Raw genomic sequence first — 21819 nt, 5'->3', positions numbered from 1 at the left:
GCCGGCCGCCGTGTGTCGCCGATTCACCCGGTGTTATCTGTCGTGGCTACCCTCACGGGTACCCGGTAGGAGGCGGCATGGAATTCCGGCATCTCGTTTCGTTCCTGGCGATCGCCGAGGAACTGCATTTCGGCCGCGCCGCGCAGCGCCTGCACATCACCCAGCCGAGTCTGAGCGCGCAACTGCGCAAGCTGGAGTCGGCGCTGGATGTGCTGCTGGTGGAACGTAATTCGCACGAGGTGCGGTTGACGGCGGCGGGCCGGGAGTTCGAACTTCAGGCCCGTCAGATCGTCGCGCAGCTGGAGCGGGCCGCGCTCGCCGCGAAGGCCACGGCGGCGGGACGCACGGGCACCCTCGACGTCGGCTACAACCTGCCCGCCAGCCGGCATGTGCTGCCGGAAGCGCTGGCGCGGATGACCGTCCGGCATCCCGATATCGCGGTATCGCTGTGGGAGAAGCGCACCGGACCGCAGTTGACGGCGCTGGCCGAGGGCGCGCTCGATATCGCCCTGGTCTACGGGCATCCCAGCACGTCGGAGTTCCGCTATCGGCGGCTGCTCGAGCGGATGCCGCTGGTGGCGGTGGTGGGGCGGCGGCACCGCTGGGCCGAACGGGCGAGTGTGCCGTTCGCGGAGCTGCGGGATCAGGAGTGCGTGCTGTTCGCACGGGAACAGTGCCCGGCCATGTACGACTCGATCTTCCGGGCAGCGGCGCACAATCGGATCTCGCTGACGGTGTCCCGGCACGCAGACGACCCGGGCGCGACCGCGCATATGGTGTCGGTACGCCCGCTGGTCGGGTTCGCGTCAGTGACGCGGGCGGTGTCGATGGGTCTGGGCGGGCACGGTGACGGCCCGGTCGCGGTCAAGCTCTCGAATCCGGTTCCGACACTGGACTTGTACGCGGTGTGGCGGGCCGAAACCACGAATCCGGCGACCACGCTGTTCCTGGACTGCCTGGAATCATTTCAGCCCCGAACGGACGAAGGCGTTCACGATCTGACGCTGTAGCAGTAGGTAGAGCACCAGCACCGGCAGACAGGCCAGGCTCGCCACTGCCATCAGCGGACCCCACTGGTCGCCCTCGGTGCCCATGAAGCTGCGCAGCCCCAGCTGGAGCACGCTGTTGGAGCGGCGCAAAACCACTGCGGGCCAGAAGTATTCGTTCCAGGCGTTGATGAAGAGCAGGATGCCGAGCGCGGCGAGGGCGGGCCGCAGATTCGGCACCACCACGGTCCACAGGATCGACCAGGAGGAGCGTCCGTCGATCCTGGCTGCGGCGATCAGTTCCTTGGGGAACGCCGCCATATGCTGGCGCAGCAGCAGCACGCCCAGCGCCGAGCACAGAGTCGGAACGACCACGCCGAGCAGAGAATCGATGAGCCCGAGCCGGGTGAGCACGATGTAGTTGGGCAGCATGGTCACCTGGAACGGAACCAGCCAGGTGCCGATGAACGCCAGGTACAGCAGCCGTTGCAACGGAAAGGTGTACATCGCGAAGGCGTAGGACGCCAGCAGCGCGATCAGCAACTGCCCGCTCCCCGAGAGCACCGCCACGACAAAGGTATTCGCGATCAGTCCGGCGATGTCGACCTTGTGCGCGGCGTCGGCGTAGTTCTCGACCGACAGCGGCCACGGGATCGGCGCCAGCGAGGTGACGTCCTCGGGGCGGCGCAGCGAGGTGGCGAACAGCCAGTAGATCGGGAATGCGCACACCAACGCCGTGATCGTGAGCAGCAGGTGACTCGCAGCCGTCCGAAGCCGGTCAATCGTCATGGAAGGACACCTTTTCCGAGATCCAGACCAGGATTCCGGCGATCACCGCGAAGCCCAGGAACAGCAGTACGCCCGCAGCGGCGCTGATTCCGGCGTCGAAACTGTGGAAGGCGTAGTCCCAGAGCAGGTAGTAGATATTCGTGGTGGCCTGGGCCGGGCCGCCCTGCGTCATCGCATCGATCAGCGGGAACGTCAGTGTGGGCGTGAGCAATACGGTGGTCAGTACCAGGAACATCAGCGTCGGGCGGAGCAGCGGCAGGGTGATCCAGCGCCGGATCTGCCGCGGACTCGCCCCATCGACGCGGGCCGCCTCGTCGTAATCGGCACTGATCCCCGCCAATCCGGCCCACACCACCAGCACCGCGAACCCCAGCAGCTGCCAGCCGGAGATCCCGATGATCACCCCGTGCGCGCTTCCTGACTCGAACACCCAGTTGCGCTGAGATCCGAGCACTCGACCGACGAACCCGGTGCCGGGGTGCAGCAACCAGCGCCACACCGCCGCCGCCGCGACCGGCGCGACCAGGAACGGTGCGAAAACCACGGCGTGATAGACGGTTCGGGCGCGACCGGAAACTCGACGACTGGCCAGCGCGACCAGCACCGGCAGCAACACCGTGAACGGGAGCAGACCCGCGATGAGCACACCGGTCCGCACCAGCGACCCGCGGAACGCCGGAAGCTCCAGCAGCCGTTCATAATTCGCCGCTCCGACCGGGGTCATCGGCGAACTGGGCAGCAGGTTCCACGAATAGGTGGACAACTGGAACGCCTGAACCAGCGGCTGATAGGTCCACACCACCAGCAGGATCAGAGCCGGCGCGAGATACAGATACGGCACACCGCCGCGCATCACCCTGCGCGCCCACGGCCGCCGCGGTGGCGGCGCCTCGGGAACCATTGCCACCGCGACGTTCTCATCGACGACGAACATCACCCATCCTCCCGGCGTGCGCTCGGCTGGGATCCACCGTGTCGATCGCCTGGAGGTGAGCGAGCATGTCCGCCTCGGATCGCTCGTAGATCAGCGGCGCGGGTGTGGCTTCCACCGCGCTCACCACGACGTCCAGGCCGAGTACATCGATGCGGCTGTAACCGAAGCCCTGCACGGCGCGCATTCGGCCCGTCAGCGGCATGGCGTCGAAGCGGTAGGCGGCGGCCGGGCCGACCCATACCGGGACACCGCCCAGCAGGCCGGCGGCCGTCATGTGGTTGTGTCCGCAGAGGATCAGGCGCACGTCGGTGTTCGCCACCGCGGCGGCCAAGCGGACCGGCTGATCCAGGTTGAGCAGTTCGGCGGCCGCCAGTGCGGAGGGCAGCGGCGGATGGTGCAGCACCAGCAGCGTGCCGCGCGGCGCGGGTCGCCGTAGTTGTTCACGCAGCCAGACCAGTTGCGCGTCGTCGAGCAGACCCACGTGCCGGCCGGGCGCGGTGCTGTCCAGCGCGATGATGCGCAGCCCTTCGACCTCGACGACCTGATCGTGCGGTTGCTCCGCCGACACCGATCCCGGTGCGTACCCGAGTAATTCGACGCCGAACGCGATCCGCTCGTCGTGATTGCCCATCACGTACAGCACCGCCGCGCCGAGTTCGGCGGCCACCGGTTCCACCGCGGTCTTCAGTCGCCGGTATCCCGCCGCGGAGCCGTTGTCGGTGAGGTCGCCGGAAAGCACCAGGGCGTCGATCGGGCCGCTGCCGCGCAGGCGGTCCAGGATGTGAGTGAGATTCGCGTGGGTGTCCACGGTGTCGTAGAGCAGCTCACCGGCGACGCGGACGTGGGTGTCGGTGAGCTGGACGACCCGCAGATCCCGCATGTCGGCGTAGCTCATCGGACCGGAAGGAGTTTCGCGCCTTCGGCGCGGGCGTCGGCCAGAGTCGCCTGCGGATCGCGGCCCTGGAACACCGCGGCTTCGACCGCGTCCATCATGCCGTCGCGGATCTGGAGATAGTTGTTGCCGGGCATGGCGACCCACGGCTCCATGCCGTCCAATTGCGCGACGTTGGGGCCCAGCAACGGATTCGCAGCCGCCCAGGCGCCGAGCGATTCGGAGGGGGCCAGCAGCCCGGTGCGCAATGGCAGGTATCCGATGTTCTTCGCGATCCGCTCATACGCCTCCGCGCTGGTCAGGAACTTGATCAGTTCCCAAGCGGCGCGCTGCTCGGCCGGATCTGCGGACAGAATGTGCAGGCCCGCACCGGAATTGGTGGGTACGGCGGGCTTGTCGCCGAACCGCGGCATGACGGTCGAGCGCAGATCCCACTTGTCCTTGGCTCCGGCGACGAAAGTGCCCTGCACCGCGCTGGTTTCGAGGATCATGCCGATCTCGCCGCGGACGAACGATTCGTAGCCTTGCTTCTGCGCGAGCTTCGGCATGCCGCCGCTGGTGACGAGATCCTGTGCCATGCGCACGACTTCGACCGCGGGTGCGTCCGCATAGGTGAGTGTGCGCCGATCCTCGGAGATCACCCGTCCGCCGTTGGAACGCACCAGCGATTGGAAGCACCAGTCCTTGGCGGTCTTGGTCAGGCAGTCGATGTAGACCCCGCCCTTGCCGGTCTTGGCCGTGATGGCCTGGGCGGCTTCGGCGACCTGCTGCCAGGTGGCGGGCGGGCGGTTCGGGTCGAGCCCGGCCGCAGTGAACAGGTCGGCGTTGAAATACAGGACGGGCGTGGAGAAGACGAACGGAACACCGTAGGTGTGGCCGTCCCGGTCGTCGAGGGTTGCGGCGCGCTCGTGATAGGGCAGGCGGCCGTCGAAGGTCCGCTGTACCTCCGACGCGCCGAACAGGCTGTCCAGCGGTTTCGCGCGTAACTGCCCGATCGTGAAATCCAGATCGCTGAAACCCAATTGGGCGACATCCGGCGGCGCGCCCGCGACCAACTGGTTCTGAATGCTGGAGATGGTGTCGGTGGCCGGGTTGGGGCTGTTGCCCTGCGGCTTCTGCGCGGTGACCTGGATATTCGGGAACTTCGCGCCGAAGTCGGCGATCAGCGCGTTGAAGGTGTCGGTCCAGGCACCTGCCAGGCCGTAGTTGTAGGACTCGAAGACGATCGAAACCCGCTGTCCGGGTTGCAGTTCGGGAACCTGTCCGGTGGACCCGGTATCGGTGGCCGTGCTGCCGCTCAATCCGCAGCCGCTGACCGCTACGACGGTGGCGAGCACCAGGCCCAGCAGGGGCGCTGTGCGTGTCACGAGATTCTCCTCAGGGGTGTGCTCTGCTCGCGCCAGGTCAGGCGCAGGCCGGATTCGGGGTGGAAGAGATGTAGGTGGTCGGGGTCGACCCCGAACGCGGCGGTGTCGCCGACGCGCAGGCCCGCGGGCCGGGGCAGCCGGGCGCACAGTGTGTTCGAACCGCAGTCCAGGTGCACCAGTTCCTCGCTGCCGAGGTTCTCCACCATGCGCACCAGCCCGCGCACCGCGCCGGCTGTACGATCCGGCCGCAGGTGCTCCGGGCGGATTCCGGCGAGGACGGCGGTGTCCTCGCCGGAATCCGCGGTGATGTCCAGGGCGAGGTCGACGCCCTCGGACAGCACCCGCAACCCGCCGTCGCGCGAGGACACGACCGCGGGGAACAGGTTCATCGGCGGCGCGCCGAGAAAGCCCGCGACGAACGCGGTGCGGGGCCGGTCGTAGAGCTCCTCGGGGGTGCCGACCTGTTGCACCCGCCCCGCGTCCAGCAGCGCGATCCGGGTGGCCATGGTCATGGCCTCCACCTGATCGTGGGTCACGTACAGGAAGGTGGCGCCCAGGCGGCGGTGCAGTGCGACGAGTTCGGCGCGGGTGGCGCTGCGCAGTTTGGCGTCGAGGTTCGACAGCGGCTCGTCCATCAGGAACGCGCCGGGATCGCGAACCATGGCCCGCGCCAGCGCGACTCGCTGCCGCTGCCCGCCCGACAGCGCCGCGGGCCGCCGGCCCAGCAGTGCCGAGAGTTCCAGGGTGCGCGCCACCTCGGTGACGCGTGCGGCGATGCGGGCGCGCGGCTGCCGCCGGGCCCGCAGCGGGAAGCCGATGTTCTCGGCCACCGTCAGATGCGGGTACAGCGCGTAGCTCTGGAACACCATGGCCAGGTTCCGGCTCTGCGGTGCACTGTCGGTGATGTCGGTGCCGTCCAGCCGGATCCGTCCTGCGCTCGGCTGCTCCAGGCCCGCGATCATGCGCAACAGCGTGGATTTGCCGCACCCGCTCGGCCCGAGCAGCACCAGGAATTCCCCGTCGGCGATATCGAGACTCACCTCACGCACCGCGAACTCGGTGCCGTAGGTCTTCGAGACCGCGTCGATGTGTAGCCGGGCCACCGGGGCTCCTCGGGTCGGGAACGGCTGGTACACACCGAAGTCTGGGCCCTTGCGCTCCGTGGATGCGGGGGCGATAGGCGATTCCGATCGCCCGATAAGACGACACCGCCGCGGCACCGGATCGGCGCCGCGGCGGGTCGGGAGCGGAACTACTTGCCGGTCTCGATCAGGTCACCGGCCATGGTCCAGTGCTGGCCGTCGAAGCGCTGGATGCGCAGCGCCTCCATCGGGAACGCGTCGCCCGGACCGGTTTTCAGCGTCACACCGGGCAGCAGCAGATCGATCTCGATTCCGGACAGTGACCGCACCGCGTCCCGGAGCCCTTCCCGGGTGGGACATTTCGCCGCGTCCATGGCCTTGTGGAAGCTCTGGGCGGCGGCCCAGCCGACGGCGGTGTACTGGTTGGTCGGGTCCGCACCAGGCGCGTATTTCGCCAGCTTCTCCTTGTAGAACCGCATGGCGGCATCGTTCTCCCACTGCGGATCGGCCGGATCCTTGCTGTAGGCAGCGCTCACCACGCCCTGCACGTTCTCGAAGCCGACCGGCTTCAGCACCGTGCGCGAGTTCGACACCATGGACAGGATGTGCAGCGGATTCCACTCCGGGTTCCGCGCATCCCCGGCCAGCGCCTGGGAGGCGAATTTGGGCGTCGAGATGCTCAGCAGTACATCGGCTTTCGAGTTGGCCAGATTGCGCAGCTGCGGGTCGACGGTCGGGTCGGTGACCTCGTAACTCTGTTCGGCCACGACGCGGACGCCGCTGCCGGCGAGCGCCTGCTCGAAGCTGCCGAGCAGATCCTTGCCGAAGTCGTCGTTCTGATAGAGCACCGCGACAGTTGCGGTGGGCCGCTGCTGTTTCACGTACTCTGCGAAGGCGCGGCCCTCGGCCTGGTAGCTCGGCTGCCAGCCGATGGTCCACGGATGTTCGGTGTCCGCACCCCATTTGGTGGCCCCGCCCGCGACGAACACCTGCGGCACCTTGCGCTGGTTCGTGTAGTCCCACACCGCCGACGAAGTGGGCGTGCCCAGGGTCTGGAAGAGCGCGAACACCCGGTCCTGCTCGACCAGGCGGCGGGTCTCCTCGACGGTCTTGGGTGGCTGGTAGGCGTCGTCGCGCACCAGGTACTCCACGGTGCGGCCGCCGATGCCATGCTGCTCGGCATTGACGAAGTCGAAGTAGGCCTTGACGCCCTTGGGCATCTCGCCGTAGGCCGACGCCGCACCGGACAGCGGGTAGACGCCACCCAGGGTGAGGGAGGTGTCGGTGATCCCCGTGGTCTGCTGACCCCGGCATTCGCCGCTGCCGACCGAACCGCCGGTATCGCCCCGGCCACCGCACGCGGTGACGGCCAGCAGGACCGCCGCCGTGGCGCCGACGATGCGAATCGCCTTGTTACGCATTGCTTTTCCCCTTCCGAACCAGGATGTCGATCCACTGCGCGCCGCGGGCGCCGAGCCCGGCGAGCCCGGCGGGCGCGAGGTACATGACCGCGATGATGAGCAGCCCGAACACCGCGCCCGGCGCGGCTTGATTCAGGTCCTGGGCGACGCTCGGCACGAACAGCACGAACAGACCGCCGAGCAGCGGTCCCCACGCCGATCCGAGGCCGCCGACCACCAGCCCGGCGAGCAGTGTGATCGACAGGCCCACCGCGAAGGAATCCGGTGAGACGTAGGCGATCACCCAGGTGTAGACACAGCCCGCGACGCCGGCCAGCATGGCGCTCCAGGCGAAGGCGAGGGTCTTGTAGTGGGCCGGGCGCACGCCCATGATCTCGGCGGCAGTCTCGTTGTCCCGGATCGAGTTGAGCGCCCGGCCGACTCGGGAACGCCGCAGGCCCGCCACCACCAGCAGGCAGAGCCCGGCGACAGCGAGACACAGGTAGTACAGCCACTGGTCTTCGGCGAGCCCGGTCCACAGCGGCGGCACCGGCTTGTCGAGGGTCAGGCCCATCGAACCGCCGGTGACCGATTCGAACCGTTTCAGCAACGGCACCAGGAAGATCGCAATGGCCAGGGTGACCAGCGCCAGGTACAGCCCGCGCAGGCGGAGCGCGGGCACGCCGAGCGCCAGCCCGAGGGCGAAGCACACGGCCGCCGCCGCCGGCAGGGTCAGCAGGTGTGGCATCTCCCAGCGGTCGAGCAGCACCGCCGCGGTGTAGGCCCCGATCGCCAGGAAGGCGCCGTGCCCGAGCGAGATCTGACCGGCCTGTCCCACCAGAAGATTCAGTCCGAGCAGGGCGATGGCGTAGACCATGGCCATGCTGAGCTGGAAGGTGTGGAATGGTGACAGCTGCATGGGCGCGTAGCAGGCCGCCGCCGCCAAGATCATGAGCGCGAGCGCGCGGCGATGTGCCAGGATCCGGCCGAATAGCGATTTCGACTGTGCCACAGCGAGTTCTCCGATGCTCATACCCGTTCCACCGCCGCCGTGCCGAAGAGACCCTGTGGCCGCAGCAGCAGCACACCGAGGATGATTGCCAGTGGCACACCGATTTTCAGCTCGGTGCCGATGAAATCGACGTAGGCGCCGGCCAGGGTCTCCGCGACTCCGACGATCAGACCGCCGGCGAGAGCGCCGCCGGGACTGTCGAATCCGCCGAGGGTGGCCGCGGCGAAGGCGTAGATCAGGACGCCGCCCATCATGTTCGGCTCCAGGAACAGCAGGGGCGCGGACAGCACCCCCGACACCGCGCCGACCAGCGCGGCCAGGCCCCAGCCCAGCGCGAGCACCGCGCCGACCCGGATCCCGACCAGCCGGGCCGAGGCCGGATTACACGCCACCGCGCGCATGGCCAGTCCGATCCGGGTGTAGCGGAACATCAGATACAGCAGGCCCATGACGACCGCGACGACGGCGATCACACCGAGGCTGCCGTAGCCCGCGCTCACGCCGCCGGCGCGTAACGCGCCGTCCGGGAACGGGTTCGGGAACGCCTTGACCTGATACGACCAGATCCATCCGGCCGCCGCGTTGACGAAGAAGAACAGGCCGACCGTGACGATCACCAGCGTCAGTTCGGCCCCGCCCTCCACCGGCCGGATCACCACGCGTTCGATCAGCATGCCGCCGGCGAAGGACACCGCCAGCGTGACCGGCAGCGCCAGCCAGAACGGCAGGCCGCTCTCGACGCACTGCCAGGCCAGGAATGCCGAGAACATGGCGAGCTCGCCCTGGGCGAAGTTCACGATCCCGGTGAACCGGTAGATCAGCACCAGGGCCAGCGCGAGACCCGCGTAAATGGCTCCGGCACTGAGTCCTTCGACGAGTTGCTGCAGGAATCCGCTCACGATCACACCCGGTATCCGAGATAGGACCGCACGACCTGCTCGTCGCGGCGGACTTCGGCGGCCGTGCCCGACACCACGATCCGCCCGGTTTCCAGCACGTGGGCATGACTGGATATCTCCAGTGCCAGGTGCGCGTTCTGTTCGACGACGAGCACGGTGATCCGCTCCTGTTCGTTGATGGTGGCGATGAGCCGGAAGAGCTCCTGGGTGACCAGGGGCGAGAGTCCGAGCGACGGCTCGTCCAGCAGCAGCAGGCGCGGGCGCAGCATGAGGGCACGGCCGATCGCCAGCATCTGCTGCTGGCCGCCGGACAGCCCGCCCGCCGGTTCCCGGCGCTTGTCCCGCAGGGCGGGGAAGAAGCCGTAGACCCGCTCGAGGTCGGCGTTCACGGCCCGCCGGTCCCGCCGGGTGAACGCGCCGAGGCGCAGGTTCTCCTCGACGGTCAGCGGGCCGAAGGTCCCGCGCCCTTCGGGCACGTGGGCGACGCCTCGGCGTGCGATGGCCTCGGGGCTGCGGCCCGCGATATCGGCGCCGTCGAGCCGGATCGCGCCGGTGGTGCGCACCATGCCGCTCAGTGCGCGCAGCAGCGTGGTCTTACCCGCCCCGTTGGGGCCGAGGATGGCGCATACGTCTCCGCGCCGGACCGCCAGGCTCACGCCCTGAAGTACCCGCGCCGCACCGTATCCGGCGTGCAGATCGGTGAGATCGAGAAACGGCCCGCTCATGCCGCGGTGCCCAGGTAGGCGGCGATGACCTCCGGGTGCTCGCGTACCTGCTGCGGTGTGCCCGCGGCGATGACGCGCCCGAAGTCCAGGCAGACGACGCGGTCGCACAGCCCCATGACGAAACCCATGTGGTGTTCGACGACGATGACCGTGAGATCCAGCTCGGCACGCAACGCGCGCACCAACGCGGCGAATTCGCCGACCTCACCGTGGCTGAGGCCGTTCACCGGTTCATCGAGCAGCAGCAGGCGCGGACGCACGGCCAGCGCCCGGGCCAGTTCGATCCGTTTCAGGGTGCCGAACGGCAGGCCGCTGGCGGGCCGGTCGGCGACGTCGGCGAGATCGAGCCGGGCCAGCAGCGCGTCGGCCTCGGCGCGCAGGGTCCGCTCCTCCGACCGCACCCGCGGCAGATGCAGACCGGCGGCGCCGAAACCGGTGCGGCCGCGATGGTGGGCGCCGACGAGCACGTTGTCCCGCACCGACATACGCGGGAACAGGCCCAGATTCTGGAAGGTGCGTCCGATGCCGAGTTCGGCCAGCGTGTGCGGGCGGGCGGTCAGCAGATCGGCGCCGCGGAAGGTGATCGTGCCGTCCTCGGGGGTGTAGCGCCTGGTGAGGCAGTTGAACAGGCTGGTCTTGCCCGCCCCGTTCGGGCCGATCAGGCCCACCAGTTCCCCTGGCGCGACCTGGAATCCGACGTCGGTGAGTGCGGTGATGCCGCCGAAACGCAGCGTCAACCGGGAAATGTCGAGCATGTGTCCTCCAGCCCGCGTCTCAGGGAGTGGACTGCGGGCGAGCTGTGAAACCGGCGGCGTTGCGACGCGGTCTGATGGTCTTGGAAAGACTAAAACCGCTGGTGGAGGCGCACATCGGACGCGGAGGACCAACTTCGGGCCGCGGCTTTGTCCGATGCGGACAGTCCGGCGTCAGCTATCGCGGAGCATCCTCACGTTGACACCGACCACCGGACGTGGATTAATCGCCCGATATGTCAGGCGGATCACAATTGCCCGGTTCGTCCACGATGCTGGCCGAACGCACCCGGATCGTCAGCCGGGTCTTCGATCGCGCGCACCTGATGGCCGAGGCCGGGACCACCGCAATCATGACCCAGATCCCCGGCTACGCCGCCCGCGACGCCGCGTTCCGGGCCGACGTGCACGACCAGCTGACCCGGCTGTGCCGCACCGGCCTCGGCGCGCTGCTCGATCAGCGCCGGGTGACCGCCGAGGACATCGCCTACGCGCGCCGCGCGGCCGCCCGCCGCGCCCATGCCGGGCTCACCCTGGTCGACTACATCAATGCCTTCCGCCTCGGACAGCAGGCGATCTGGAAGCTCCTGATCACCCAGGCGGGCGATTCGGAGGCGGGCCGCGAGGCGGCGCTGTCGATGGTGGTCCCGCTGAGCCGGTACTGCGATCTGATCAGCACCCAGGCGGCGACCGCGTATCTGGAGTTCCAGCAGTATCTTTCGGCCGAGGACGGCCGCGAGCTGATCGACGGCCTGCTCGACGGTGTCGCGCCCGCGCGCGGCCCGCTGCTCTCGCTCGCGGCGGCACACGGCATCGAGGCGGCCGCGAGCACCGTGGTGGTGACCGGGATGGTGCTGCACGGCAGCGGCGCGCAGGAGGCCGACGCGCGGCGTGTGGTGGCCGCCGCCCTCGCCCGCACCACGGTCAACGGGCTGCGCACGCTCGCGGCGGTACGGGGTACGGAGATCGTCGCGATCCCCGCGCTGGGGCGCGCTACCGGCGCGGAGTTCTGCGACCGGCTCGACGCGACCGAGCGTTCGCTGCGCGCGGAGGGCCTGGCGGTCGCGTTCGGGGCGAGCACCGTGGTCACCGATCTCGCCCAACTGCCCGCCGCCTACCAGCAGGCCCGCGCCGCACTCGAGTTGGCGCCCGACACCGGCGGCGTCCAGGCCCTGAGCCGGCTGACCCCGTTCCGCTACCTCATGCTGCGCGCGGACGACATCGCACACGGTCTGATCGATCCCCGCGTGCGCGCGGCGCTCGCCGAGGATCGCGCCCGCGGCGGCGTGCTGACCGCCACGATCCGCGCCTTCGCCGCCGCCGACATGAATCTCCGCGAAGCCGCCGAAGCACTGCGCGTGCACCACAACACGGCCAAGTACCGCGTCCGTCGCATCCAGGAGCTAACCGGCCGCAACCTCCGCCACCTGAGTGACCTGACCGACCTGCTGGTGGCCATCGAACTACACGAGGCCCGCCACGACTGACGCGCCCCGCCGGCGCTCAGGACAGCTGGCGGCGCAGTTCGCGTTTGAGCACCTTGTGACTCGGCCCGAGCGGCAATTCGGTCCGGAATTCGACCCGGCGCGGGTATTTGTGCCTGGCCAGATGCGCCCGGCCGTAGTCGATCACCTCGGCGGCGCTCACCGGCCCGGACGGCACGACGACCGCGCAGATCTCCTCGCCGTAGGTGTCGTCCGGAACCCCGATCACCGCGACCCGGGCGATCCCGGGGTGCGCAAGCAGCACCGATTCGACCTCGCTCGGATACACGTTGAAGCCGCCGCGGATGATCACGTCCTTGATCCGGTCCACGAGGGTGAGGAAGCCCTCGGCGTCCTTGACGCCGAGATCGCCGGTGCGGAACCAGCCGTCGACGACGACCGCCGCGGTATCGTCCGGGCGATCCAGGTATCCGTTGAACAGATTGTGCCCGCGCACGACCACCTCACCGGATTCCCCGGTGGGCAGCAAGGTGATTCGGTCCCGCACGAAGGGATCCGCGATCTCGGCCTCGACACCCCACACCGGGTGGCCCACGGTGCCGGGTTTCGTGCCCAGTCGCGGCTGGTTCACCGTCGCGGTCGGTGAGGTCTCCGACAGGCCGTAACCCTCCAGGATCGACGCGCCGAACAGCCGCTCGAACCGTTCGAGCACCGGTTGCGGCAGCGAGGCCGCGCCGGAGACGCAGAGCCGCAGTACCGGCAGCTCCGCCGCCCGCCCCGCTGCCTCGATCAGCCCTAGGTACATGGTGGGCACGCCGTGGAAGGTGTTCACGCCTTCGGCGACCATGAGCCGGATCGCCTCTGCCGCATCGAATCTCGGTTGCAGCACCAGTCGCGCCCCGGCCCGCCAGGTCGAGTTCATCGACACCGTCTGCCCGAAGACGTGGAAGAGCGGCAGCGCGCCGAGCGCGATATCCGACGGGCCGACCTCGTTGGCGTCGAAGGCGTTCACCGTCGCGCTCATGACCAGATTCAGGTGACTGAGCTCGGCGCCCTTCGGGCTGCCGGTGGTGCCGCTGGTGTAGAACACGACCGCCGGATCCAGCGGGCTCCGGCTCACGAACGTCGGAATCGGCTCGGTGGCCAGGTCGTTCGGGTCCAGGCAGTCGATGCCCGCGCCCGCGGCGGCCGCACGGCCCACCTCGGCGAACCGCTCGTGACACAGCAGTAGCCGGGCCCCGGTATCGCGCAGGACGTATTCCGCTTCGGGCGCGGTGAGCAGCAGATGCACCGGCACCACCACCGCGCCCGCCGCGAGAATCGCGTAGTAGGCGCGCGGGAACTCGGCGGTATTGGGGCACAGCAGCGCCACCCGTTCCCCCGGCCGGACACCGAGGTCGATCAGCGCCGCAGCCTGGGATCGGGCCTGCCGCCACAGCTCGGCGAAGCCGATCCGCTGATCGCCCTCGACCAGGGCGATGTGATCCGGTCTGCGCCAAGCCTGTTCAGCGAGAATACCGGCCAGCGAGAGGGTGGCGTTCATGAGGACTCCTATCGTTCGAGCAGGACGGCGATGCCCTGGCCGACGCCGACACACATGGTGACCACCGCCCGGCGGGCGTCACGGTCGGCGAGTTCGTGTGCGGCGGTAAGTGCCAGGCGCGCACCGCTCGCGCCGAGCGGGTGGCCGAGGGCGATCGCACCGCCGTTCGGGTTGACGTGCTCGGCGTCGCCGGGCAGGCCGAGCAGACGCAGCACGGCCAGGGATTGGGCGGCGAAGGCCTCGTTGACTTCCAGCACGTCGATTTCGCCCAGCGCCGAACCGGTTCGGGCCAAGAGCTTTTCGGTAGCGGGTGCGGGCCCGATGCCCATCACGCGGGGCGCGACACCGACCGAGACACCCGCGCGCACCCGCGCCAGCGGTGTCAGACCGTAGCGCGACACCGCGCGCTCCGAGGCAATCAGCACGGCGGCCGCGCCGTCGTTGATGCCGGAGGAATTGCCCGCGGTGACACAGTCGCCGGGCACCACCGCGGGCAGTGCGGCCAGCGCGTCCAGAGTGGTCGAGCGCGGATGTTCGTCCACCGCAACCGGAATCGGGTCGCCGCGCCGCTGCGGGACCGGTACAGCTACGATCTCGCGGTCGAACCGGCCGTGCTCCTGAGCGGCGGCCGTCCGCTGCTGCGAGCGCAACGCGAAGCCGTCCTGTTGGATGCGCCCGATGCCGAACTCCGCCGCCACGTGCTGGGCCGTCTCCGGCATCGTGTCCACACCGTAGCGGTCGCGCAGTCGCGGGTTCACGAACCGCCAGCCGAGCGTGGTGTCGTATATCTCGGCCGAACGCGACCACGCCGCACCGGCTTTCGGCAGCACGAACGGCGCGCGGCTCATGCTCTCCACCCCACCGGCGAGGATCAGGTCCGCGTCACCGGCGCGTACCGCCCGAGCGGCGGAGGCGATCGCGTCCAGCCCGGAACCGCACAGCCGGTTCACTGTCACACCCGGCACGTCCACCGGTAGCCCGGCCAGCAGGGCGGCCATTCGCGCGATATTGCGGTTGTCCTCACCGGCCTGGTTCGCGCACCCGAGCACCACGTCGTCGAGCGCGGCCCAGTCGACGTCGCGGTGCCGCGCGACGAGTTCGGCGAGGACATGCGCCGCCAGATCGTCCGGCCGCACCGGAGCCAGCGCACCGCCGTAGCGCCCGAACGGTGTGCGCACGCCGTCGACGAGATAGGCCGCGCCCACTACAGCCCCATGTTCTTGGCGATGATCAGCTTCATGACTTCGCTGGTGCCGCCGTAGATCCGGTTGACCCGGCTGTCGGCGTAGAGCCGGGCCACCGGGTACTCGGTGATGTAGCCGTAGCCGCCGTGCAGTTGCAGACAGCGGTCGATCACCCGGGATGCGGTCTCGGTGCAGAACAGCTTGGCCGAGGCGGCGTTGGCAGCGGTGAGTTCCCCGCGATCGTGCGCCTCCAGCGCCCGGTCGACCACCGCCTCGGCGGCATCGACTTCGGCCTGGCAGGCCGCGAGTTCGAACTTCGTGTTCTGGAAGCCGGCGACAGCCTGCCCGAACACCGTTCGCTGCGAGGTGTACTGCTGGGCGAATCGCACCGCCGCCTTGGCCTGCGCATAGCCGCCGACCGCGATGCTGAGCCGTTCCTGCGGCAGGTTCTGACCGAGGTAGTTGAAGCCCTCGTGCTCGTCGCCGAGCCGATCCGACACGGGCACAACGACATCGGTGAAGGACAGTTCGGCGGTGTCGGACACCTTCAGGCCGAGCTTGTCCAGTTTGCGACCCACCTGATACCCCGGCGAGGTCGTATCCACGACGAACAGCGAGATGCCGTGGCGGCGGTCGTCCGCGCGCGGTGGCGCGGTGCGCGCGCACACGATGACCCGGTCGGCGTGCACCCCGCCGGTGATGAAGGTCTTGGCGCCGTTGAGCACGTAGTGGCCGCCGTCCGCGGAACGCACCGCGGTGGTCCGCATTCCGGCCAGGTCCGAACCGGTGCCGGGTTCGGTCATGGCGATCGCGAACATGGTCGCGCCGCTGACGAATCCGGGCAGCCAGCGCTGCTTCTGCTCGGTGGTCGCATAGGCGAGCAGGTACGGAAGACACAGCGCCACATGCACACTCGATCCACCGAAGGACACGGCGGCCCGGGCGAGTTCCTCGGTCAGGACCGCCTGGAATTTGAACGACTCGACGCCCGCGCCGCCGTACTCGGTGGGCACCTCGATGCCGAAGATGCCGAGTTCGCCCAGCTTGTAGTAGAAGTCGCGCGGCACGATGCCGGACTCGTACCACTTGTCGTAGACGGGCCCGACCTCCGCCTCGATGAAGGCTCGCACGGTCTCCCGGAACGCCTCGTGGTCGGTATCGAAAACTGTTCTGCGCATGATTGTTTCACTTTCCGCCGGATGCCGCGGCGACGGCGCGCCTCGGACCTCCGATCGGGGTTCAGAGACGGCGTCCGCCGTCGACGTACAAGGTCTGCCCGGTAACGAACGCGCTGTCCGGACCGGCGAGGAAGGCGACTACCCCGGCGATGTCGGCGGGCCGGCCGACCCGGCGCAGCGGGGTGATCGCGGCCGTCTTGGCCTGTAGTTCGGCCGCGGTGACGCCCATGCGTTCGGCGGTCCGCGCGGTCATCTCGGTGGCGACGAACCCGGGGGCGACCGCATTGACCGTGATGCCGAACGGGCCGAGTTCCATGGCGAGGGTGCGGGTGAGGCCCTGGATGCCCGCCTTGGCCGCGGCGTAGTTCGCCTGCCCGCGATTGCCGAGGGCGGACACACTGGAGGTATTGACGATGCGCCCGTAGCGCTGCTCCACCATGTACTTCTGGGCGGCCTTGCAGCACAGGAACGTTCCGCGTAGATGCACGCCCATGACCGTGTCCCAGTCCTCGGCGGACATCTTGAACAGCAGGTTGTCGCGCAGAACCCCCGCGTTGTTGACCAGGATCGCCGGTGCCCCGAGTTCGGCGGCGATCCGAGTGAACGCGTCGAGCACCTGCCGCTCGTCGGTGACATCGCAGCCGACGCCGATCGCCTTGCCGCCGGCCTCGGCGATTTCGGCGGCCGTTGCCGCGCAAGCGGTTTCGTCCAGGTCGAGGATCGCTACCGCGGCGCCCTCCGCGGCCAGCCGGGCCGCGGAGGCGGCGCCGATCCCGCGGGCCGCCCCGGTCACGACCGCTACCTGCTTCATCTGGTTCTCCCGGTCAGACAATGGCGTTCACCCCGGTCAGGGCGCGCCCGATGAGTAGCTGCTGGATCTGGCTGGTGCCCTCGTAGAGGGTGAGCACGCGGGCGTCGCGCAGGTATTTCGAGACCGGGTACTCATCGATGTAGCCGTAACCGCCGAACACCTGGATCGCGTTGTTCGCGGCGCGCACCGCGGTCTCGCTGGCGTAGAGCTTGGCCATGGAGGCCTCGGTGCCGAACGGCTGCCCGCGGTCGACGAGGTCGGCCACCCGCCAGGTCAGCAGGCGAGCCGCGTCGGTCTCCACGGCGATATCGGCGAGCATCTGCTGGACCAGTTGGTAGTGCGCGATCGGCTTGCCGAACTGCTCGCGCTCCCCCGCGTAGCGCACGGCTGCCTCCAGACAGGCCCGGGCGAGGCCGACGCAGCCCGCGGCGACGCCCATGCGCCCTTTGTCCAAGGCGGACATGGCGATCCGGAAGCCCGCGCCCGATTCGCCGAGGCGCGCGGTGTCGGGCACCCGAACCTGATCGAACCGCAGTTCGGCGGTGGCCTGGCCGCGCAGGCCGAGCTTGCCCTTGATCTCGGTCCGGGTGAACCCGGGCGCGTCCGTCGGAACCAGGAACGCGGTAATGCCTTTCGGCCCCGGCCCGCCCGTGCGGGCGAACACGAGGGCGACATCGGCGTGAGTTCCATTGGTGATGAATATCTTCGAACCCGACAGCACCCAGTCACCGTCCACGCGTTCGGCTCTGGTGCGCAGGCTCGCGGCATCGGAGCCGGTGCCCGGTTCGGTCAGCGCGAAACAGCCCAGCGCACGGCCCGCGCACAGCTCGGGCAGCCACCGCCGCCGCTGCGCCTCGGTGCCGTAGCCCGCGATGCTCTTGGCCACCAGGCCCAGCGATACCGAGACGATGCCGCGCACCGCGCTGTCGCCGCGGCCGAGTTCCTCGAGCAGCAGGCAGTAGGCGAGCGCGTCGCCGTCGGTGCCGCCGTACTCCTCGGGAATCCCGAGGCCGAGGAACCCCAGTTCCCCGAGCTTACCGACGATGGCGGGGTCGACCGCCTCGGCCCGGTCCCAGGCCGTGGCGTGCGGGACGACTTCCTTGTCCACCCAGGCGCGTGCCAGCTCGCGCAGGTCACGATGGGTGTCGCTCAAATCGAGTTGCATTCTCAGTCCTGAACCAAACAGCGTTAGGTTTACCGCCGGGACGTTATCCTAACGGCGTTAGTCAGGCAAGGCCCGATGGTAAGTTCGACGAGCTGTCGAGGAGGCGAGGACATGGCACGACCCCGGGTACCGCTGCTCAGCCGCGAGCGCATCCGCGACACCGCGCTGACGCTGATCGACCGCGACGGCCTGGCCGAGCTGTCCATGCGCAAGCTGGCCGCCGAACTCGGCGTGCAGGCCGCATCGCTCTACGGCCACTACCCCACCAAGGACGACCTGCTCGACGACATCGCGCACAGCGTCATGAGCCATGTCGACGCCTCCGCGTTCGAGCGCGAGAACTGGCGCGCCGCATTGGTTTCCTGGGCTCGCTCGTTCCGCGCCGCCCTGGCCAGGCACCCCAATTTCGTACCGTACCTGGCCATTTCCGGCCCCGGCCGGCGCGACGAGGCATTGCGCGCGGCCAACGCGGTACACGGCGGACTGGTCGCGGCGGGCTGGCCACCCCGTCAGGCCACCATGATCGGCGCCGCGACCCGCTATCTGGTGCTGGGTTCCACGGTCGGCTCGTTCTCACGCGGCTTCGTCGACGACACCCAGGTCTACCGCGACCGCTATCCGCACCTGGATCAGGCCCACCGGCTGCGCGACAAGGCCGAGGAAATCGACTCCGACAGCTTCGAATTGGCGCTCGAGGCGTTCCTGGACGGCCTCGAGGCGAAATTCGCCGAACTCAGCCCACGTCGCGACGCAGCCAGGTGATCTCGGCGCCGATGCCGTCCTCACCGCTGCGATAGACCTCGAGGTCGTCATCCCAGGCGGTACCGAGGGCGCGATCGATTTCGGCGGCCAGGTCGTAGCTGTTGTACTTGCCGAGCTCCCGGGCGGCTTGCAGCATGGCTCTCAAACGCATCTCTCCCAGCGCCACATCGCCGTTGGCGCTGGTGGATCCGTGCCACAGGCCGAGGTTGGGCACGAAACTGTAGCGCTCGCCGTCCACGCCCTCGCTCGGCTCCTCGGTGACCTCGAAACGCAGCACCGGCCAGGCTCGCAGCGACTGCGCGATGCGCGCGGCCGTGCCGGCGGGGCCGATCCACTCGCAGGTCGCCCGCAGTTGCCCATCGGCCGGCTGCGCGGTCCAGCGCAGTTTCGCCGGACTGCCGAGGGCCGAGGTCAGTGCCCACTCGATGTGCGGGCACAACGCGGCGGGCGACGAGTGGACCCAGACCACACCCGCCGTCACATCCGCGAACGGACTTGATGCACGCACCACGTAAACCTCCAGCGTCGACGAGGACCGTCTTCCCCAACGACCCGTTCCGGCTGGCGTGGCCTGAGTGTACTGGAGTGTCCGATGTTACGGGTGTTACTTCGCGGCGAAGTTGCCGATTCTCGCGTGGCGGCACTGGACAGTGCAGCGTGGACTACCCCCGCGTCACTTCTTCGATCACCCCGTCGCTGAATACCGGCCACGCGGCCCGCGCCCAGTCCCCGAAATTCTCATCGGCCAGTGCTACACACGCCACCTCGATCTCCGGATCAACCCACAAGAATGTGCCGGATTGGCCGAAATGTCCATACGTCCGAGGCGAATTGGCGCTTCCGGTCCAATGCGGGGATTTCGCGTCGCGAATCTCGAAACCCAGTCCCCAGTCATTGGGGCGCTGCGAGCCGTAACCGGGCAGGACACCACCACAACCCGGGAATTGCACGGTGCTCGCCTCGCGGTGCGTCGGCGCGGACAGCAACCGCGGATTCAGCAACTCGGCGGCGAAGAGCAGCAGATCGTCCACGGTCGAGCGCGCGCCGTGCCCGGCGGAACCGGCGAGCGTCGAATTCCGCATGCCCAGCGGTTCGAAGACCGCGTCGCGCAGGTATTCGTCGAACGCGATTCCGGTCTGTTCGGTGACGAATTCCGCGAGCACATCGAATCCGGCGCTGGAGTAGATCCGTTTCGCACCCGGCTGCGCCAGGACGGCGGTGGTGTCGAACGCGATGCCCGAGGTGTGCGCGAGCAGATGACGCACGGTCGCGCCGGGCGGCGCGGCGGGCAGGTCGACCGGCTGATCCAGCTCGATCGCCCCCTCCTCCACGGCGACCAGCACCGCGTAGGCCACCAGCGGCTTGGTCACCGAGGCCAGCGGGAACACCCGGTCGGTGGCCCCCGCCGTCACCGTGCCGGCGGGCGTGACGACGCCCGCGCCCGCATGTCGAACCGGCCAGTCCTTGATCTGCTCGAGTGATCGCACTCCGCGAGCGTACGAGACCGCTGACCGGCCGCAGCACACCAAGGCCGAATTCCGGCTCACCGCCACGCGGTACCGCCGGTACCATCGACGAACTATGAGTGCGCTCCCCACGATCCACGGCGAGGTGGCGGCCGGATTCGGCCCCGTCGCCGACGCTTTCCGCCGCAATTTCGAACGGCACGGCGAGATCGGCGCGGCCATCGCCGTCTACGCGGGCGATCGCCCGGTGGTCGATCTGTGGGCTGGGCATCGCGACCGCCGCCGCACCCGGCCGTGGGAGCGCGACACCATCGTGCCGGTGTTCTCCTCCACCAAGGGGATGGCGGCGTTCGTGGTCGCGGCGGCCGTCTCGCGCGGGCTGCTCGACTACGAAGCGCCGGTGTCGAAGTACTGGCCGCAGTTCGCCGCACAGGGCAAGGGCTCGATCACCGTGCGTCAGCTGATCGACCACCAGGGCGGGCTGTCCGGATTGGACCGCGTGGTCCGGCTCGACCAGATCGCCGACCTGGACGGGCTGGCGGAGATTCTCGCGGCGCAGCGGCCGGCCTGGAAACCCGGCACCCGGCACGGTTATCACGCGATCACCCTCGGGCTGTACCAGGGCGAGTTGGTCCGGCGGGTCGACCCGCAACGCCGCACCCTGGGCCGAATCTTCGCCGAGGACTTCGCGAAACCGCTCGGCCTGGACTTCTTCATCGGGCTGCCCGCCGCCGAGCCGATCGAACGCGTCGCGCAGCTGGCCGCCACCGAGGGCCTCGACATCCTGCGCTACGAGCGCGATCTGCCACTGCGGATCGGCGCGGAGATCGCGGCCAAGCGCGGGCACGCCTACGCGGCCCTGACCAATCCGCGCTGCGGCGCACCGGTGCGCGCCGCGCGCCGGGAATTCCTGGAGGTCGAGCTCCCGGCTTCCAACGGTGTCGGCAATGCCCGCTCGCTGGCCCGGGTCTACGGCGCGGCAGCCGCCGGAACCGGCGCACTGCCGATCGAAGACGCTGTCCTGGAATACCTTTCGTCCGCCGACACCGCCGACGACGTGCCCGCCGACGATCTGGTGCTGCACACCAAGAGCCGCTACCACCTCGGATTCCGCAAGTCGCGCGGCACCTTCCGGTTCGGCACGGACAAACGCGCCTACGGCACAACGGGTCTCGGCGGCTCCTTCGGCTTCGCCGACCCGGCGACGGGGCTGGGCTTCGGGTACACCATGAACCGGCTCGGCATGGCCGTGCTGGACGACGTGCGCAGCCGCAATCTGCGCGAGGCGCTGCTGCGCTGCAAGCACTGAGAACGCGGGCGGGCCGGGTCGCGAACGTCTTCCTTGAAGCGTTCGGCGAAATCCCAGACGTAGAACGGGATTCCGAGCACATCGGCGGCGCGGCGGGCGTCACCGGCATCCTCCTTGG

The 21819-nt window shown here is 69.1% G+C and carries 21 protein-coding genes and 1 pseudogene; 4 read left to right on the top strand and 18 right to left on the bottom strand.

Annotated elements, in window-relative coordinates:
* The first annotated feature begins 77 nt into the window (after window positions 1-77).
* Window positions 78-1010: a LysR substrate-binding domain-containing protein gene (locus ACFVMC_RS16915; RefSeq protein ID WP_379211175.1), complete on the top strand. Its 933-nt coding sequence runs from the start codon at window positions 78-80 to the stop codon at window positions 1008-1010.
* Here the strand turns inward: ACFVMC_RS16915 and ACFVMC_RS16910 are convergent.
* The 10 genes from ACFVMC_RS16910 to ACFVMC_RS16865 all read right to left on the bottom strand — a co-directional run bounded on the left by ACFVMC_RS16910 (window position 963) and on the right by ACFVMC_RS16865 (window position 10841).
* Window positions 963-1775, bottom strand: coding sequence for a carbohydrate ABC transporter permease (locus tag ACFVMC_RS16910; protein ID WP_379211174.1), 813 nt, complete (start codon window positions 1773-1775; stop codon window positions 963-965). The genes ACFVMC_RS16915 and ACFVMC_RS16910 overlap by 48 nt on opposite strands.
* Window positions 1765-2709, bottom strand: coding sequence for a carbohydrate ABC transporter permease (locus ACFVMC_RS16905; protein WP_379211172.1), 945 nt, complete (start codon window positions 2707-2709; stop codon window positions 1765-1767). The genes ACFVMC_RS16910 and ACFVMC_RS16905 overlap by 11 nt, the downstream gene beginning before the upstream one ends.
* A complete protein-coding gene (locus ACFVMC_RS16900) occupies window positions 2693-3604 on the bottom strand; it encodes a metallophosphoesterase family protein (RefSeq protein ID WP_379211170.1) in 912 nt (303 codons plus the stop codon). The genes ACFVMC_RS16905 and ACFVMC_RS16900 overlap by 17 nt, the downstream gene beginning before the upstream one ends.
* On the bottom strand, window positions 3601-4968 hold the full coding sequence (locus ACFVMC_RS16895) for an ABC transporter substrate-binding protein (RefSeq protein ID WP_379211169.1): 1368 nt from the start codon (window positions 4966-4968) through the stop codon (window positions 3601-3603). Before ACFVMC_RS16895 ends, ACFVMC_RS16900 begins: the two co-directional genes overlap by 4 nt.
* Entirely contained in the window at window positions 4965-6071 is a 1107-nt protein-coding gene (locus ACFVMC_RS16890; protein ID WP_379211167.1) for an ABC transporter ATP-binding protein, read from the bottom strand. The genes ACFVMC_RS16895 and ACFVMC_RS16890 overlap by 4 nt, the downstream gene beginning before the upstream one ends.
* A gap of 149 nt (window positions 6072-6220) precedes the next feature.
* The gene (locus tag ACFVMC_RS16885) at window positions 6221-7471 is read right to left on the bottom strand and encodes an ABC transporter substrate-binding protein (RefSeq protein WP_379211166.1); all 1251 of its coding nucleotides are present in this window, start codon (window positions 7469-7471) and stop codon (window positions 6221-6223) included.
* Window positions 7464-8483 carry a branched-chain amino acid ABC transporter permease gene (locus ACFVMC_RS16880; protein ID WP_379211164.1) on the bottom strand — a complete coding sequence of 340 codons (1020 nt, stop codon included), beginning with the start codon at window positions 8481-8483 and terminating at the stop codon, window positions 7464-7466. The genes ACFVMC_RS16885 and ACFVMC_RS16880 overlap by 8 nt, the downstream gene beginning before the upstream one ends.
* On the bottom strand, window positions 8480-9361 hold the full coding sequence (locus ACFVMC_RS16875) for a branched-chain amino acid ABC transporter permease (RefSeq protein ID WP_379211162.1): 882 nt from the start codon (window positions 9359-9361) through the stop codon (window positions 8480-8482). The genes ACFVMC_RS16880 and ACFVMC_RS16875 overlap by 4 nt, the downstream gene beginning before the upstream one ends.
* Window positions 9362-9363: 2 nt before the next feature.
* Entirely contained in the window at window positions 9364-10086 is a 723-nt protein-coding gene (locus ACFVMC_RS16870) for an ABC transporter ATP-binding protein (protein WP_379211160.1), read from the bottom strand.
* Entirely contained in the window at window positions 10083-10841 is a 759-nt protein-coding gene (locus ACFVMC_RS16865) for an ABC transporter ATP-binding protein (RefSeq protein ID WP_379211158.1), read from the bottom strand. Before ACFVMC_RS16865 ends, ACFVMC_RS16870 begins: the two co-directional genes overlap by 4 nt.
* Before the next feature lie 251 nt (window positions 10842-11092).
* Between ACFVMC_RS16865 and ACFVMC_RS16860 the strand changes: the two genes are divergently transcribed.
* Window positions 11093-12325 carry a PucR family transcriptional regulator gene (locus tag ACFVMC_RS16860; protein WP_379211156.1) on the top strand — a complete coding sequence of 411 codons (1233 nt, stop codon included), beginning with the start codon at window positions 11093-11095 and terminating at the stop codon, window positions 12323-12325.
* Window positions 12326-12341: 16 nt separating this feature from the next.
* On the opposite strand, the gene ACFVMC_RS16855 is transcribed toward ACFVMC_RS16860, so the two are convergent.
* The 5 genes from ACFVMC_RS16855 to ACFVMC_RS16835 form a co-directional block, all read right to left on the bottom strand.
* Window positions 12342-13826: a long-chain fatty acid--CoA ligase gene (locus tag ACFVMC_RS16855; RefSeq protein WP_379211154.1), complete on the bottom strand. Its 1485-nt coding sequence runs from the start codon at window positions 13824-13826 to the stop codon at window positions 12342-12344.
* An 8-nt stretch (window positions 13827-13834) separates the two neighbouring features.
* Complete coding sequence (gene pcaF, locus ACFVMC_RS16850; protein ID WP_379211153.1) at window positions 13835-15031, bottom strand: 3-oxoadipyl-CoA thiolase; 1197 nt, start codon at window positions 15029-15031, stop codon at window positions 13835-13837.
* On the bottom strand, window positions 15031-16188 hold the full coding sequence (locus tag ACFVMC_RS16845; RefSeq protein WP_379211151.1) for an acyl-CoA dehydrogenase family protein: 1158 nt from the start codon (window positions 16186-16188) through the stop codon (window positions 15031-15033). Before ACFVMC_RS16845 ends, pcaF begins: the two co-directional genes overlap by 1 nt.
* A gap of 61 nt (window positions 16189-16249) precedes the next feature.
* Complete coding sequence (gene fabG / locus ACFVMC_RS16840) at window positions 16250-16999, bottom strand: 3-oxoacyl-ACP reductase FabG (RefSeq protein ID WP_379211149.1); 750 nt, start codon at window positions 16997-16999, stop codon at window positions 16250-16252.
* A 13-nt stretch (window positions 17000-17012) separates the two neighbouring features.
* Window positions 17013-18164: an acyl-CoA dehydrogenase family protein gene (locus ACFVMC_RS16835; protein ID WP_379211148.1), complete on the bottom strand. Its 1152-nt coding sequence runs from the start codon at window positions 18162-18164 to the stop codon at window positions 17013-17015.
* A 111-nt stretch (window positions 18165-18275) separates the two neighbouring features.
* Here ACFVMC_RS16835 and ACFVMC_RS16830 point away from each other — a divergent pair, with 111 nt between their 5' ends.
* Window positions 18276-18926, top strand: coding sequence for a TetR family transcriptional regulator (locus ACFVMC_RS16830; RefSeq protein ID WP_379211146.1), 651 nt, complete (start codon window positions 18276-18278; stop codon window positions 18924-18926).
* On the opposite strand, the gene ACFVMC_RS16825 is transcribed toward ACFVMC_RS16830, so the two are convergent.
* Both ACFVMC_RS16825 and ACFVMC_RS16820 read right to left on the bottom strand, forming a co-directional pair.
* Window positions 18898-19434: a DUF3145 domain-containing protein gene (locus tag ACFVMC_RS16825; protein ID WP_379211144.1), complete on the bottom strand. Its 537-nt coding sequence runs from the start codon at window positions 19432-19434 to the stop codon at window positions 18898-18900. The two genes, ACFVMC_RS16830 and ACFVMC_RS16825, sit on opposite strands and share 29 nt — an antisense overlap.
* A 154-nt stretch (window positions 19435-19588) precedes the next feature.
* Complete coding sequence (locus ACFVMC_RS16820; RefSeq protein WP_379211143.1) at window positions 19589-20413, bottom strand: serine hydrolase domain-containing protein; 825 nt, start codon at window positions 20411-20413, stop codon at window positions 19589-19591.
* Window positions 20414-20507: 94 nt separating this feature from the next.
* Here ACFVMC_RS16820 and ACFVMC_RS16815 point away from each other — a divergent pair, with 94 nt between their 5' ends.
* On the top strand, window positions 20508-21701 hold the full coding sequence (locus tag ACFVMC_RS16815) for a serine hydrolase domain-containing protein (RefSeq protein ID WP_379211141.1): 1194 nt from the start codon (window positions 20508-20510) through the stop codon (window positions 21699-21701).
* Window positions 21702-21718: 17 nt separating this feature from the next.
* Here ACFVMC_RS16815 and ACFVMC_RS16810 read toward each other — a convergent pair.
* Window positions 21719-21819: pseudogene (locus ACFVMC_RS16810) on the bottom strand (hypothetical protein); the annotation flags it as partial.

Source organism: Nocardia sp. NPDC127579, assembly GCF_042672005.1.
Lineage (GTDB): Bacteria > Actinomycetota > Actinomycetes > Mycobacteriales > Mycobacteriaceae > Nocardia.
Note: the sequence above shows the minus strand (reverse complement) of the source record. Positions and strands in the feature narration are given on the sequence as shown.

What these genes read in the sequence shown, in the direction of transcription:
- fabG (WP_379211149.1), bottom strand. Translation starts at nt 16,999, where the DNA reads ATGAAGCAGGTAGCGGTCGTGACCGGGGCGGCCCGCGGGATCGGCGCC.
- ACFVMC_RS16880 (WP_379211164.1), bottom strand. Translation starts at nt 8,483, where the DNA reads ATGAGCATCGGAGAACTCGCTGTGGCACAGTCGAAATCGCTATTCGGC.
- ACFVMC_RS16905 (WP_379211172.1), bottom strand. Translation starts at nt 2,709, where the DNA reads ATGTTCGTCGTCGATGAGAACGTCGCGGTGGCAATGGTTCCCGAGGCG.
- ACFVMC_RS16835 (WP_379211148.1), bottom strand. Translation starts at nt 18,164, where the DNA reads ATGCAACTCGATTTGAGCGACACCCATCGTGACCTGCGCGAGCTGGCA.
- ACFVMC_RS16900 (WP_379211170.1), bottom strand. Translation starts at nt 3,604, where the DNA reads ATGAGCTACGCCGACATGCGGGATCTGCGGGTCGTCCAGCTCACCGAC.
- ACFVMC_RS16830 (WP_379211146.1), top strand. Translation starts at nt 18,276, where the DNA reads ATGGCACGACCCCGGGTACCGCTGCTCAGCCGCGAGCGCATCCGCGAC.
- ACFVMC_RS16915 (WP_379211175.1), top strand. Translation starts at nt 78, where the DNA reads ATGGAATTCCGGCATCTCGTTTCGTTCCTGGCGATCGCCGAGGAACTG.
- ACFVMC_RS16910 (WP_379211174.1), bottom strand. Translation starts at nt 1,775, where the DNA reads ATGACGATTGACCGGCTTCGGACGGCTGCGAGTCACCTGCTGCTCACG.
- ACFVMC_RS16815 (WP_379211141.1), top strand. Translation starts at nt 20,508, where the DNA reads ATGAGTGCGCTCCCCACGATCCACGGCGAGGTGGCGGCCGGATTCGGC.
- ACFVMC_RS16855 (WP_379211154.1), bottom strand. Translation starts at nt 13,826, where the DNA reads ATGAACGCCACCCTCTCGCTGGCCGGTATTCTCGCTGAACAGGCTTGG.
- ACFVMC_RS16865 (WP_379211158.1), bottom strand. Translation starts at nt 10,841, where the DNA reads ATGCTCGACATTTCCCGGTTGACGCTGCGTTTCGGCGGCATCACCGCA.
- ACFVMC_RS16870 (WP_379211160.1), bottom strand. Translation starts at nt 10,086, where the DNA reads ATGAGCGGGCCGTTTCTCGATCTCACCGATCTGCACGCCGGATACGGT.
- ACFVMC_RS16885 (WP_379211166.1), bottom strand. Translation starts at nt 7,471, where the DNA reads ATGCGTAACAAGGCGATTCGCATCGTCGGCGCCACGGCGGCGGTCCTG.
- ACFVMC_RS16845 (WP_379211151.1), bottom strand. Translation starts at nt 16,188, where the DNA reads ATGCGCAGAACAGTTTTCGATACCGACCACGAGGCGTTCCGGGAGACC.